The following is a 13,004-nucleotide window of genomic DNA, read 5'->3' on the forward strand; positions in this document are numbered from 1 at the left end:
CATGCACGACTACGAACTCACCCTCACGGCGTTCCTCGAGCGCGCGACCGACCTGTACGGCCACAAGGAGATCGTCACGAAGCTCCCGGACGGGGGCACCCACCGGTACACGTACGCCGACGCCCACGAGCGCATCGCGCAGCTGGCGCACGCGCTCGACGACTACGGCCTCGACGCGGGCGACCGCGTGGCGGCGATTGCGGCGAACCACTACCGCCACTACGAACTGTACTTCGGCCCCTCGTGCAGCGGCCGGAGCGTCCACACGGTGAACCACCGCCTCCCCGACGAGCACCTGGTCCACATCATCAACGAGGCGGAGGACCGGCTCGTGTTCGTCGACCCCGAGTTCGTCGGGACGGTCGAGGGCGTCGCCGACGACCTGGAGACGGTCGAACGGTACGTGATCCTCGACGACGAGGTGCCCGACACCTCGCTCGAGCCGGCCGTCGACTACGAGTCGTTCATCGGCGACTACTCGACCGAGTACGACTGGCCGGACCTCGACGAGGACACCGAGTGCGGGCTCTGTTACACCTCGGGGACGACGGGGCTCCCGAAGGGCGTCCAGTACTACCACCGGAAGGTGTACCTCCACACGATGATGCACGGGCACGTCGACGTGTTCGGCGTGGGCGAGCACGACACGGTGATGCCGGTCGTGCCGATGTTCCACGTCAACGGCTGGGGGTTCCCGTACACGGCGACGTTCTTCGGCTCGAAGCTCGTCCTGCCGGGCGGGCACACCGACGTCGAGTCTGTCGCCGACTTCATCGACGAGGAGGACGTGACCGTCGCGACGGCGGTCCCGACCGTCTGGATCGACATGGAGTCGCACCTCGGCGACGACCCGGACGGCAAGCTCGACACCCTCGACCGCGTGCTCACCGGCGGAAGCTCCCCGCCAGAGTCGCTCATGCGCCACTACGACGAGGTGTACGAGGCGCCCATCAACCAGGGGTACGGCATGACCGAGGCGTCCCCGCACCTCGTCAACACGTTCGTGACGACCGAGGCGCAGTCGCTCCCCGAGGAGACCCAGTACCGCCTCCGGATGAAGGCGGGCATCCCGGCGCCCGGCGTCCAGCTCCGCCTGCGCGACGAGGACGGCGAGCCGGTACCCCACGACGGCGAGATGCGCGGGGAGATCCACGCCCGCGCGCCGTGGCTCATCGACGAGTACTACGAGCGCCCGGAGGCGAACGAGGAGTCGTTCTCCGAGGACGGCTGGTTCGAGACGGGCGACATCGGCACCATCGACGAGTACGGCTACCTCGACGTGGTCGACCGCCTCGACGACGTGATCAAGTCCGGCGGCGAGTGGATCCCCTCGATCCAGCTGGAGAACGAGCTCATGGGCCACGACGGCGTCGAGGAGGCGGTCGTCATCAGCGCCGACCACGAGAAGTGGCAGGAGCGCCCGGTGGCGTACGTCGTCCGCGAGGACGAGGCGGTCGACGAGGCGGCGCTCCGCGAGCACCTCCTCGAACGGTTCCCGAAGTGGTGGCTCCCGGACCTGTTCGTCTTCGTCGAGGAGGTCCCGCGCACCACCACCGGGAAGTTCGACAAGAAGCTGCTCCGGGACTCGTTCGACGACGAGTACGGGACGCTCCCGACCGAGGAGTGAGTCGGGGGACGGTCCTGGGTCAAGTCAGGGACTGCCTTGGGTTGAGTCGGGACCGTCCTCAGGTGAGTCAGGACCGCCCCAGGCAGAGCAGAGGACGGCCCCCGGCGGAGCCGGATGCCGGTTTCGTTCGAGACCGGGCGCTCACCAGCTCAGAACGGGTACTCGCGCGGTTCGCGCTGGATCGAGATCCACTTCGTCTCGGTCACCTCGCGCAGGAACTCGTCGCTGTTGTACCCGCCCATCCCGGAGGCGCCGGTGCCGCTGAAGGGGACGTGCGCCTCGTCGTTGATCGGCTGATCGCCGATGTGGACCATGCCCGTCTCCATCCGGTCGGCGACGTCCCTCGCGGTCCCCAGGTCGCCCGCGTGGACCGAGCCCGAGAGCCCGTGTTCGGTGTCGTTGGCGAGTTCGACCGCCTCGTCCACGTCCGAGAACGGGATGACGGGCGCGATGGGGCCGAAGTGCTCGTTACAGGCGGCGGACATGTCGTTCGTCACCCCCGAGAGCACGGTCGGGGCGACGACGAGCGAGTCGTCGACCCCGTCGAGTTCGACCGTCTCGCCGCCCGTCTCCAGAGTCGCGCCCTCCTCGACCGTCTCCTCGACGTACTCCAGCATCTGGTCGCGCTGGGACTCGTCGATGATGGGGCCGACGACCGTCTCGGGGTCGTGGGCGGTGCCGACCGGGAGCGACTCCGCCCGATCGACGAGGGCGTCGACGTACTCGTCGTACACGTCCTCGTGGACGAGGTGGCGGTTGATGGAGATGCACACCTGCCCCTGGTGGACGAACGAGCCGAAGGTCGCGGCGTCGACTGCGCGGTCCAGGTCGGCGTCGGCGGTGACGATGTGGGCGTTGTTGCCGCCGAGTTCCATCGCCGGGGTGGCGAGGTTCTCGGCCGCCTTCGAGGCGACGCGCCGCCCGACGGGGGTCGAGCCGGTGAACGCGACGACGTCGCTGTGGCGGTGGCTCGCGACCGCGTCGCCGACGTCGGAGCCGCGACCGGTGACGACGTTGAGCAGGCCGTCCGGGAGGCCGGCCTCCTCCGCTAGCTTCGCGAAGAGAAGCCCGCCCGTGATGGGGGTGTTCGACGCCGGCTTGACGACGACCGCGTTGCCGGCCGCGATGGCGGGCGCGACCGCCCGCATCGACAGGTTGAGCGGGAAGTTCCACGGCGAGATGACGGTGACGACGCCCTTCGGGACGCGCTCGACGAGGTTCTCCTTGCCGGGGACGTTCGAGCCCGCGTGCTCGCCCTTCATCCGGCGGGGGAGCGTCGCCGCCTCGGCGGCCTGGTCGGTGGCGATCTTGATCGACGTCTCGCCCATCGCGCGCGAGCCGCCCGCCTCGTACTCGAGCAGTTCGACTATCCCCTCCTTGTGCGCCTCGAGCCCGTCGACGAACGCCTCCGCGGCCTGCTGCCGCCGGGCCGGGGGCGCCTCCGCCCACTCCTCGTGGGCCGCCTGCGCGGCCTCGTAAGCGTCGTCCACGTCCGATTCGACCGCGGCCGGGACCTGCGCGACCGTCTCGCGCGTCGATGGGTCCTCGACGTCGATGGTCCCGTCGCCAGCGGATTCGGCCCACTCGCCGTCGACGTACAGGCTGTTCCAGTCGGCGTCTATCGAGATACCGTCTCCCATGGCGTTCGACGTTCGGACTCCAGCGCAAAAACGGATGGGGCGAGAGCGAGGGAGCCGGCGCCGACCCGTCGTTCGGGGGCGTCGAATCGGGGTTCAGTACCGCCCGATGCTCGTGATCGGCGGGCCGCCCCGCGGCCCGTAGGGCGCGTCGTCGAGCCACTCGCCGGCGTCCTCCCAGTACTCGGACAGCTCCGCGGCGGCCCGCTTCTTGAACTTCGTCACGACGCTGTCGCCCTGGAGGTACTCGAGCGCCTGTCCGGCGGCGTTCTTGTTCCACTCGGCGGCCTTCTCGCGCCGGGAGGCGTACAGTTCGACCTCGGCGCGCGCGACCTCGTCGTTCGTCGCCCCCGCGGCGACCGCGATGGCCGAGGCCGCCTCGTCGGCGTCGGCGATGCCGGAGTTCATCCCGCGCGCGCCGAACGGCGCGAACAGGTGGCCGGCCTCGCCCGCGAGCAGCACCCGCCGGTGCTCGTCGACGAACGTGTCCGCGGTGACCTGCTTGAACTGGTAGGAGGACACCCACGCGACGCGGTCCCGGTAGCGCTCGCCGAGCGTCGTGGCGACCATGTCGCTCACGACCTCCTCGCTCGCGAGGCGCTCGGGGTCGTCGGTCACCTTGCACTGGATGTCGACGCGCCAGCCGCCGGTGAACGGGACGAGCAGGACGTTCCGCCCCTCCACGTCCGGGTGGTCGTAGTGGAACACCCGCTCGTTCGGACGGGGCTCGTCGGGGTCCTCGTCGACGTCGGCGATGATGAAGGAGTTCTCCGACTGGCTCCCCTCGAAGTTCGAGCCGATCTCCTTGCGGACGGTCGAGCCCGCGCCGTCGGCGCCGACGACGTACGGCGTCTCCCACTCCTCGCCGTCCTCGGTCACGACGCGGACGCCGTCGGGGCTCGACTCGACCGTCTCGACCGCCGAGTCCCAGTGGACGTCGATGCCGACCTCCTCGAGCGTCTCGAGGAGGAAGTCCTCGGTCTCCACCTGCGGCAGGCTGGTGAAGTGGGGGAGATCGCCGGTGCCGCCGGGGGTGGAGTACGTTCGCGAGAACACCTCCTTCCCCCGCCACAGCGTCCGCCGGGTGGGCCACACCAGCCCGGCCTCGGCGAGCCGCTTTCCGAGCCCCTCGTGGTTCCGTTCGAGGGTGTGCAGCGTCGTGCCGTGCACGTAGATGGCCCGGCTCCCCGGTCGTTCGCGGTCCTCCGGCTCGGCTTCGAGGATGACGACCGGCACGCCCCGCGCGTGGAGCGCCAGCGCGGCGGTCATCCCGGTCGGCCCAGCGCCGGCTACGACGACGGGCTCGTCCTGACTCTCGGACATACACGCCCCGTTGACGGGGTGCGCCCATAGCGGTTTTGGTTAGCGCACCACGCACCCGTCGCACCGTCCGGAAACTCGCGTGTAAAATCGCCACCGGAGCACGACGACCGAGTTCGCCGTCTCACACGTGAGCGACGCGGCCGGCGACTGGCGACATGGAATTCACGCGGACGGACAACGTTCTGACGGGCGCGTGCCGGCTGGCCTCCGTGCCAGCCGGATGCGCGCGAGGGATGACTGAGCGACCGAGCGCCAGCGAGGGAACGAAGGAATCGGCTGCTCACGCGAGCGACCGAAGGGAGCGAGGGTGAGTTCCGAGGAGCTTGCTCCGAGGTACGGGAGGGCGTGGCTGCGGTTCGAGCGGGGGCTTTCGAGGACGGTTCCGCATCACGACTGATCCGGCCTCGCAACTGACAACTGCATAAATCCTGCTCGAATCACGGTGGGACCGAAGAGCATGTTTTATGGTCGCACTGACCCCACTCGTTCCCATGCGATTCGTCACCTTCGACGAGGACCGGCTAGGCCTGCTCACCGAGGACGGCGAGGGCGTCGTCGACCTCACCGACCGCCTCGGCATCGACTCGCGCGACCCGCTCGTCGAGTACATGCGGGGCGACCACGACGCCTCGGAGTACGAGGACGAGGAGCCCGACTTCGACCGCGACGAGGTCGAACTCGGCTCGCCCGTCCGCCGCCCGGGGAAGGTCATCGCCGCGCCGCTCAACTACGAGAACCACATCGAGGAGGCGCTCGCGGACCGGGACATCACCACCGACGAGTGGTTCACCATCGAGGACAAGGGCTACTTCCTGAAGGCGCCCTCGAGCGTCGTCGGCCCGGACCACGGCGTCGAACTCCCGTTCTCGGACCGCCGGACGGACCACGAGATCGAACTGGCGTTCGTGATGGGCGAGGAGGCGAAGGACGTGCCCGCCGAGGAGGCGTGGGACCACATCTTCGGCTACACCATCCTGCTCGACATCTCCGTGCGCGGCGACCAGGACCGCTCGAACCGCAAGTCCTACGACACGTTCACCGTCATCGGACCGTGCGTCGTGACGGCCGACGAGATCGACGACCCGCAGGACCTCGAGATGGAGCTCCAGCTCAACGGCGAGACGCGCCAGCAGGAGAACACCAGCGACATGGTGTACACCTGTGCGGACGTCGTCCAGTACGCCTCCATCGGCGCGACCATCGAGGTCGGCGACGTCATCACCACCGGCACGCCCGAGGGCGTGAGCGAGCTGAACGACGGCGACACCATCGACGCCGAGATCGAGGACGTCGGCTCGATGACCGTCGACGTCACCGGGCGAGACGTCGCGTTCGCCGACGTGGACGTCAACAAGGGCGGCCAGGAGTAGCCCCGACGGCCGCCCCGTCGCGGTCCGCCGGACGATCGGGCGGACCGCCGCCGGCTACTGGCGAACCATCGACGCGCCGCCGGGCGTCACCCGGCAGTCGCCGGTGGGGACGGACATCTTTTACCTGTGGCCCGGCGTACCTCGTGACAACATGCCACAGCAGTCCTCGGAGCGACTCGGCGACATCGTCGACCGCCTGCTCGTCCGCGACGCCGACGAGCACGCCGCGGCGATCGAGGAACTCGCCGAGGTGGGCAACGAGCGGGTCGTCCCGCACCTGCTCGAACTCGTCGTCATCGACAGCATCGCGAACGACTGGGGCCGGTTCGGCTTCCCCGAGGTGCTCCGCGAGCACTCGCCACCGCGCTACCTCGAACTCCCGGAGGTCCGCTGGCCGGGCGTCCGCGACGCCCTCGCCGCCCTGGCGGAGCCGGATTTCGACTCGCCCCACGCCTGGGTCGAGTGGGAGTCGTGGTACTCACAGCAGGAGATCGAGCCGCTGGCCGGGTTCGACGAGTGGAAGCTCCGGCTCTACACGTCGTACCTCCCGCCCGTCGGCGGCCTCCTCGACGCGGAGCCGCGGTCGTTCGACCTCCAGGACATTCGGTGGGGCAACTGCGACCGGTCGTTCCTCGCGGCGCTGAACGGGCCGGACTTCGTCCCGGGCGAGGCCGTGGACGCGTCGGCCGAGGGTGGGAACTACGAGCGCTACCTGAAGGACGACGACACGGTCTTCGGCTTCGAACTCGACGGCGTCGCCTACGCGGTGCCGCGCTGGGTGCTGTTCCCGCACGAGCTCATGAACGCCGAACTGGAGGGCGTCCCCGTGAGCCTCACCTACTGCACGCTCTGTAACGCGCCCATCCTCTACGACCGGCGCGTCGGCGGCAGCGACGCCGGTGACGGCGACCGCGAGGTCCTCACGTTCGGCAGTTCGGGGATGCTCGCGTCCGGAAACAAGGTGATGTACGACGAGGAGACGGAGACGCTGTGGGACCAGCACGCGGGCGTCCCCATCGCCGGCGACTACCTCGCCGAGGACCCCGACCTCGTGCTCGATTTCCACCCGGTCACCCAGACCACGTGGGGCGAGTGGAAGGACGGGTACCCCGACACGCTGGCGCTCGACATCGACACCGGCTACGACTTCGACTACTCCCACTACGACGGCGAACTCGGAATCTTCCGGCACTACTGGGAGAACGAGGACGTCGTCCAGCCGGGCGTCCGCCGCGAGGAGGGCGAACTCCCGGAGAAGGCCGAGGTGTACGGCCTCGTCGGGGACGACGCGAGCGAGGTGTGGGCCGTCCCCCGCGACGCCCTGGCCGACATGAACGTCGTGTCCGGCGAGGCGGCGGGGCGCGAGGTGGTCGCGTTCCTCGACGCGACCGACGACGTGGCCGTCTACGAGGCGCCGCCGACGCCCGTGGAGCTGGTCGCAGACGGCCTTCGCGACGCCGAGGGGGACCTCTGGGCCGTCGGTCGGGACGAACTCCGCAGCCAGGACGGCGAGACCCGCTCGCGGGTCGTCGGCCGACACGGGCTCTGGTTCGCATTCCGGACGCACTACGACGAGGCGCACGTACTCCGGTAGCGGTCGGAATCCGATTCCCCCGAGCGAACCGGTTTTCCCCCGCGTTGGGGTAGGCTTATGGCGGCGTGCGGTATACCGCGTGGCATACGATGGCAATCCTGGAAGTCGACTCGATCGACGTCGCGTACGGGGCCGTCCAGGTCATCTGGGACGTGAGCCTCTCGGTGGAGAAGGGCGAGACGGTCGCGCTGCTCGGCGCGAACGGCGCCGGCAAGACGACCGTCCTGAAGAGCATCTGCGGCCCGCTCGTCCCCACGGCCGGGGACATCCGCTTCGAGGGCGAGTCGATCGGCGGCCTCCAGCAGGACGAGGTCGTGCCGAAGGGCATCACCCACGTCCCCGAGGGCCGGGAGATCTTCCACGAGAGCTCCGTCCACGAGAACCTCACCCTCGGCGCCTACGCGAACCGGGACGGCATGGAGGACCGGCGGCGGCGGGTGTACGAGATCTTCCCCCGGCTGGAGGAGCGGAGCGGGCAGAGCGCCGGCACGCTCTCCGGCGGGGAACAGCAGATGCTCGCCATCGGCCGCGGGCTGATGAGCGACCCCGACCTCGTGCTCCTCGACGAGGCGAGCCTCGGGCTGGCGCCGGTGCTGGTCGACGACGTGTTCGACGCGATCGAGCGCATCAACGAGGAGGGGACGACGGTGCTCCTCGTCGAGCAGGACGTCCACAACGCGCTCAGGGTCGCCGACCGGGGGTACGTCCTCGAGTCGGGCCGCGTCTCGCTGTCGGGCTCCGCCGAGGAACTCGCGGACGACGAGCGCGTCGCGGCGTCGTACCTGGGCGGCTGAAGACGGATACTGTTCTGCGGGAGGTGTTCGGAAACCCGAAGGAAGAAAGTGACCCGAACGCGGCGCGGACGCGGACTATGCGCCCTCTGCCTCGGGTTCCGCGGTCTCGCTCTCCTCGCCGCCGAGGTACCGGTCCTTGATGAGCCCGTACAGGCCGCTCGGGGCGTAGATCATGAACAGGATGATGAGCAGCCCCTCGATCGTCGTCGCGAACTCGCCGGCCACCGCGCGGAGACCGTTGTCGAGCACGAGGAACAGCGCCGCGCCGACGATGGGGCCGAGCATCGTCCCCATCCCGCCGAGGATGACGACGACGAGCGTGTCGATCATCCAGACGACGTTGAGCGTGGACTCGGGGTTCACGTACAGCGTGAACATGGCGTAGATGGCGCCCGTCAGCCCCGCCATGAACGAGGAGATGACGAACGCGTACATCTTGTACTTCAGCGGGTTCACGCCGAGGCTGCTCGCGGCGCCCTCGCCGCCGTGGATGGCCCGCATGCCCAGCCCGAGCCGGCTGTTGACGATGAGGTACGTGCTCGCGACCATGCCGACGGTCGCCGCCACCGCCACGAGGAACATGAGGTCCTCCCCGATGCCTCCCTGGATGAAGTAACCCGACGAGCCGCCGGAGAACTGGCGCTGGTCGAGCAGCACGAGCTGGATGATGGCCGCCAGCGCGAGCGTACCGATGGCGAAGTAGTGGCCGGTCAGCCGGAACATGATGGGCCCGACGGCCAGCGCGACCAGCGCGGCGACGAGCCCGCCACCGACCAGCGCGAGGAGCACCGGCGTCTGGATGGCCTCCGGGAGGCCGGCGCGGGTCGGCGTCGTCAGCCACGCCGCGACGTAGGCGCCGATGCCGAAGAAGGCCGCGTGGCCGAGCGAGATCTGGCCGGCGTAGCCGGCGAGCAGGTTCCACGAGACGCCGAGCATCACGAACACCAGCCCGGTGAACACGATCTCGGTGACGTACGCGGTGGTGGTGAACGGCACCACCGCGAGTGCGAGCACCCCGAAGACGAGGGCAGCGACCCGTCGGCGGTCCGCGAACAGGTCGCTCCCGGCGAACGGGTTGCCGATCATTCCTCGTCACCCCCGCCGGTGCCGAACAGCCCCTGCGGCCTGACGATGAGCACCACCAGGAAGATGGTGAAGCTGATGATGTCGCGGATGCCGCCGCCGAGGTACAGCGTGCCGAGGTTCTCCGAGACGCCAAGCAGCAGGCCGCCGACGAGCGTGCCGGCGACGCTCCCGACGCCGCCGAGGACGACGACGGCGAACGCCTTCAGTAGGTACGACCAGCCGACGAACGGCGTGATGGGGAACAGCATCGACAGCAGCGCGCCCGCGGCGCCCGCGAGCGCCGTGCCGATGCCGAGCGTGATGACGTAGACGCGATCCGTGTCGATGCCCATGTACCGGGCGGCGTCCCGGTTCTGCGAGGTCGCGCGGATGGCCTGGCCCGTCGTGGTGTACTGCAGGAACGCCCAGGTCCCCATGATGAGGACGACCGCGACCACGAACGTCACCGTCCGCGGGAACGACAGCAGCACCGGCCCGAGTTCGATACCCTGTCCGGGGATACCGATGTCGGTCGACCGGGCGTCGCTGCCGAGGACGATCCGGCCGAGGCTCTGCAGGACGAGCGCCAGCCCGAACAGCACGATGATCGGCTGTTCGATGCCCTCGCCGACGACGCGCTCGAGCAGCACCTTCTGCAGCGCCATCCCGAGCAGGAACAGCAGCACGATGGCGACGAACATGCCGACGAGCGGCGTGATACCCGCCTCCGCGAACAGCAGGATGGCGACGTACGCCCCGATCATGAGCATGTGCCCGTGCGCGAGGTTTACGATGTCCATGATCCCGAAGACGAGCGAGAGGCCGAGCGCTGCCACGGCGTAGATGCCCCCGAGCAGGAGGCCGTTGACCAGTATCTGGAGGATCAGTTCAGTTGGCGGCATTGGTGTGTATGGGTGGTCGCATGTGGTAAAAACGGGCCGGTCTCCGGGTTACCGCTCGCTCCAGGGGGCCATCGGGTACTTGAAGTCCATCGCCTCCTCGCCGTCGACGTCGGGGAAGACGGTGTGCTGACCGCCGTCCCACCACTGGCCCGTCGGCGCGGTGAGTTCGCCCTCTGTCGGCAGCCCGTTGTTCTCGAAGGTGAAGTTCCCGATGACCGTCGCGAACTCCGTCTCGCGGAGCGCCGACTGGAGGTCCTCGGGCGAGGGGGAACTGGCCGCCTGAACCGCCTGGAGCGCGACCTGCGCGACGTTGTAGGCGCCGCCGACCGCGGTGGGGATGAGCTGCCCCTGGTCCAGGCCGTGCTCCTCCTCGAAGGCGGTCTTCATCTCGGAGTTGCCGTTACCGGTCATTCCCGGCACCCAGCCGGGACACATGCAGGCGTATGCGCCCTTCTGTCCCAGCGCGGACCACCACGCCGTCGGGTCGGCCCCACGAACGTACTTCAGCACCTTCGGCGTGTAGTCGTTCGCCTCCATCTGGTTGATCGACGTGATACCGCCGGGCGGCGTCGGGTTCGAGAGGAGGATCTCCACGTTCTGGCTCTTCGACTGGGAGATCAGCGAGGAGAAGTCCTCGGTGCCCAGCGAGAACGTCTCGCGGAGGACGACCTCGTAGCCGGCGTCCGAGAGCGTCGACTCCCAGGCGTCCGCCTGCTCGGCGCCCCACCCGGAGTTCGGCTCCCAGATGCCGACGCGACTCGGCCGCTCGCCCTCGGGGATGAGTTCGAGCAGCCCCATCGTCGAGCGGGCGACGTCGCGGGACTTCGGGAACGGCGAGTAGGTCCACTCGTACCCCTCGTTCCGGTGGGGTCCCTCGAAGGCGAAGAACGCCCCGAGGAACGGGATGTCCTGGTTCTCGGCGAACGCGCTGCCGGCCGTCACGAGGAGGCTCGAGAAGCTCCCCCAGAGCATGTCGACCTCGTTGTTGCTCGTGATCTGCTGGAGGCTCTGTCGCACCTGATCTGCGGAGCTCTCGTCGTCCTGGAGGACGAGTTCGACGTCCTCCTCGAGCTGTTCGTTCATCAGGGTCTCGCCGAGCCGGTACCCGCGCTCGACGTCCTCCCCGAGCGAGGAGAACTGGCCCGTTCGCGGGACGGTGGCCCCGATGGTGATCGTGTCGGACTCGCCGCCGCCGCCGATGAGCGTGCAGCCGGCGAGGCTCGACATTCCGACGGTGCCGGCGGCGCCGACCGTCTTGAGGTACGTCCTACGCGAGGGGTTGCTGGTATTCTCTCCCATGCTATGGCCCCTCATCACGGTCATTTGTGTAAAAACATGCGGTTCTTCTCCCCCGTCCCGTCCCGGAACGAGCACGTCGAACCGTCTCCCGCGGGGACGGTCGTTCGTGGTCAGGGGTATCTGGTCGGTGGCCCGCGGTCGGGGGTGGGGTCGGCGGTGGAGGGATCAGCGATCCGCTGGATGCGGCGCTCGACGGTCGAAACGCGCGAGGAGGTGGGTTCGGGACGACGACAGCCCCGGAGGTCAGGTTACGACGACGGCTCGGCCTCGGCGTAGAAGTTGAACGCCTCGAACACCGGGCGGTCGGTCATGCCCAGCAGGATCGCCTCGTCGTCCGGCTCGTGGTGGTGGGTCGCGTCCGGCGGCACCACGAAGATGTCCCACTGGCTCCACTCCAGCGCCTCGTCGTCGACGTGGGTCGCGCCCTCGCCCTCGATGACGAAGTACACCTCCGTCGCGTTGTGGAAGTGCGGGTCCGTCGGGCCCTCGTTCAGCAGCTGCGCCCGGAACGACATCGTCGGGAACAGCGGCTCCTTCCCGGTCGCCGGGTTGACGTAGGCGAGGCTGTACCCGTCGTGCGGGTCGGGTTCGTCGTTGTCGGACCGCTGGCGGAGCGACTCCAGCATCTCGTCCCAGCCGAAGCGGTACGGCGGCGTCGCCTCGCAGTTGCCCTCGAACGGGCCGGGGATGGTGCCGTCCGACTTCTCGTCCGCAGGGCGGCCGCGCCCGTACTGGGAGTCCCAGTACCCCTGGGTCTTCGTGACGGGCTGGCGCTCGAGTTCGTGGTTCTCGAACACCTGCTTCTTGTTCAGCGAGTCGAGGAACAGCGGCAGGTCGAGCACGTCGAGCCAGGCGGCCGTCTCGTCGGAGTCGTTGACATGGTCGTGCCACTCCCACTGGGGCGTCGTGATGAGGTCGTTGTTCTCCATCGGGAACTCCTCACCCGCGACGATCGTCTTCATGTCCTCGGTGCCGTCGATGGTGAACCGCAGGGCGTTCGCCGAGTGCCGGTGGGAGGGCGCCGTCTCGCCGGGCGAGACGGTCTGGACGCCGACGTAGATGGTGTTCGAGATCGCGTTCCCGATCGCGGTGTTGATCGGGACCGCGACGCGGCGCTGGAACCCCGGCGGCAGGTCGGCGATGGGGACGTCGCGCTCGATGCCGTCAATGGCGGCCTGGATGTCGTCCCACTTCCAGATGTCGGCTTCCAGGTCGTCGATGACGTTCCCGAAGTCGTCTTCCACCTCCCACAACGGGCGAAGGCCGTGCTCGTCGAGGATACTCCGGGTGTCCGAACTCATCTCTAGGAGTTCCTCCGGCTCTTGCTGGGCCATAGTCAATGATTGGCACAGATTCATCATAAGTGTGTTGGACCGGGTACCCGACCGACCCC

At 68.8% G+C, this 13,004-nt stretch carries 10 protein-coding genes; 4 read left to right on the forward strand and 6 right to left on the reverse strand.

The genetic code is table 11. The features are described 5' to 3' along the window. Position 1: 1 nt before the first annotated feature. Positions 2 to 1,627, forward strand: a complete 1,626-nt coding sequence (locus HUG10_RS18570; RefSeq protein WP_179171189.1) for a long-chain fatty acid--CoA ligase — start codon at positions 2 to 4, stop codon at positions 1,625 to 1,627. A 149-nt stretch (positions 1,628 to 1,776) separates the two neighbouring features. Here HUG10_RS18570 and HUG10_RS18575 read toward each other — a convergent pair whose 3' ends face one another. Together HUG10_RS18575 and HUG10_RS18580 are read right to left on the reverse strand one after the other, a co-directional pair. Further along, positions 1,777 to 3,267: an aldehyde dehydrogenase family protein gene (locus HUG10_RS18575; RefSeq protein ID WP_179171190.1), complete on the reverse strand. Its 1,491-nt coding sequence runs from the start codon at positions 3,265 to 3,267 to the stop codon at positions 1,777 to 1,779. A 93-nt stretch (positions 3,268 to 3,360) separates the two neighbouring features. Continuing rightward, positions 3,361 to 4,587 (reverse strand): FAD-dependent monooxygenase, encoded by a 1,227-nt coding sequence (locus HUG10_RS18580; protein WP_179171191.1) that lies wholly within the window; start codon positions 4,585 to 4,587, stop codon positions 3,361 to 3,363. Between the two features lie 491 nt (positions 4,588 to 5,078). Between HUG10_RS18580 and HUG10_RS18585 the strand changes: the two genes are divergently transcribed. The 3 genes from HUG10_RS18585 (at position 5,079) to HUG10_RS18595 (ending at position 8,345) form a co-directional block, all read left to right on the forward strand. Beyond that, entirely contained in the window at positions 5,079 to 5,957 is an 879-nt protein-coding gene (locus HUG10_RS18585; protein WP_179171192.1) for a fumarylacetoacetate hydrolase family protein, read from the forward strand. A 151-nt stretch (positions 5,958 to 6,108) separates the two neighbouring features. Beyond that, positions 6,109 to 7,551 carry a DUF3179 domain-containing (seleno)protein gene (locus tag HUG10_RS18590; RefSeq protein WP_179171193.1) on the forward strand — a complete coding sequence of 481 codons (1,443 nt, stop codon included), beginning with the start codon at positions 6,109 to 6,111 and terminating at the stop codon, positions 7,549 to 7,551. Between the two features lie 95 nt (positions 7,552 to 7,646). Beyond that, positions 7,647 to 8,345, forward strand: coding sequence for an ABC transporter ATP-binding protein (locus tag HUG10_RS18595; protein WP_179171373.1), 699 nt, complete (start codon positions 7,647 to 7,649; stop codon positions 8,343 to 8,345). 75 nt (positions 8,346 to 8,420) lie between these two features. Here HUG10_RS18595 and HUG10_RS18600 read toward each other — a convergent pair whose 3' ends face one another. The 4 genes from HUG10_RS18600 to HUG10_RS18615 form a co-directional block, all read right to left on the reverse strand. Beyond that, the gene (locus HUG10_RS18600; protein ID WP_179171194.1) at positions 8,421 to 9,431 is read right to left on the reverse strand and encodes a branched-chain amino acid ABC transporter permease; all 1,011 of its coding nucleotides are present in this window, start codon (positions 9,429 to 9,431) and stop codon (positions 8,421 to 8,423) included. Next, the gene (locus tag HUG10_RS18605; RefSeq protein ID WP_179171195.1) at positions 9,428 to 10,312 is read right to left on the reverse strand and encodes a branched-chain amino acid ABC transporter permease; all 885 of its coding nucleotides are present in this window, start codon (positions 10,310 to 10,312) and stop codon (positions 9,428 to 9,430) included. The genes HUG10_RS18600 and HUG10_RS18605 overlap by 4 nt, the downstream gene beginning before the upstream one ends. 48 nt (positions 10,313 to 10,360) lie before the next feature. After that, a complete protein-coding gene (locus tag HUG10_RS18610; protein WP_179171196.1) occupies positions 10,361 to 11,611 on the reverse strand; it encodes an amino acid ABC transporter substrate-binding protein in 1,251 nt (416 codons plus the stop codon). A gap of 248 nt (positions 11,612 to 11,859) precedes the next feature. Further along, on the reverse strand, positions 11,860 to 12,945 hold the full coding sequence (locus tag HUG10_RS18615; RefSeq protein ID WP_179171197.1) for a cupin domain-containing protein: 1,086 nt from the start codon (positions 12,943 to 12,945) through the stop codon (positions 11,860 to 11,862). Positions 12,946 to 13,004: the final 59 nt, after the last annotated feature.

The organism is Halorarum halophilum, from assembly GCF_013401515.1.
GTDB classification, from domain to species: domain Archaea; phylum Halobacteriota; class Halobacteria; order Halobacteriales; family Haloferacaceae; genus Halorarum; species Halorarum halophilum.

Coding starts and splice junctions, on each gene's coding strand:
- HUG10_RS18570 (WP_179171189.1), top strand. CDS start 2: ATGCACGACTACGAACTCACCCTCACGGCGTTCCTCGAGCGCGCGACC.
- HUG10_RS18575 (WP_179171190.1), bottom strand. CDS start 3,267: ATGGGAGACGGTATCTCGATAGACGCCGACTGGAACAGCCTGTACGTC.
- HUG10_RS18580 (WP_179171191.1), bottom strand. CDS start 4,587: ATGTCCGAGAGTCAGGACGAGCCCGTCGTCGTAGCCGGCGCTGGGCCG.
- HUG10_RS18585 (WP_179171192.1), top strand. CDS start 5,079: ATGCGATTCGTCACCTTCGACGAGGACCGGCTAGGCCTGCTCACCGAG.
- HUG10_RS18590 (WP_179171193.1), top strand. CDS start 6,109: ATGCCACAGCAGTCCTCGGAGCGACTCGGCGACATCGTCGACCGCCTG.
- HUG10_RS18600 (WP_179171194.1), bottom strand. CDS start 9,431: ATGATCGGCAACCCGTTCGCCGGGAGCGACCTGTTCGCGGACCGCCGA.
- HUG10_RS18605 (WP_179171195.1), bottom strand. CDS start 10,312: ATGCCGCCAACTGAACTGATCCTCCAGATACTGGTCAACGGCCTCCTG.
- HUG10_RS18610 (WP_179171196.1), bottom strand. CDS start 11,611: ATGGGAGAGAATACCAGCAACCCCTCGCGTAGGACGTACCTCAAGACG.
- HUG10_RS18615 (WP_179171197.1), bottom strand. CDS start 12,945: ATGGCCCAGCAAGAGCCGGAGGAACTCCTAGAGATGAGTTCGGACACC.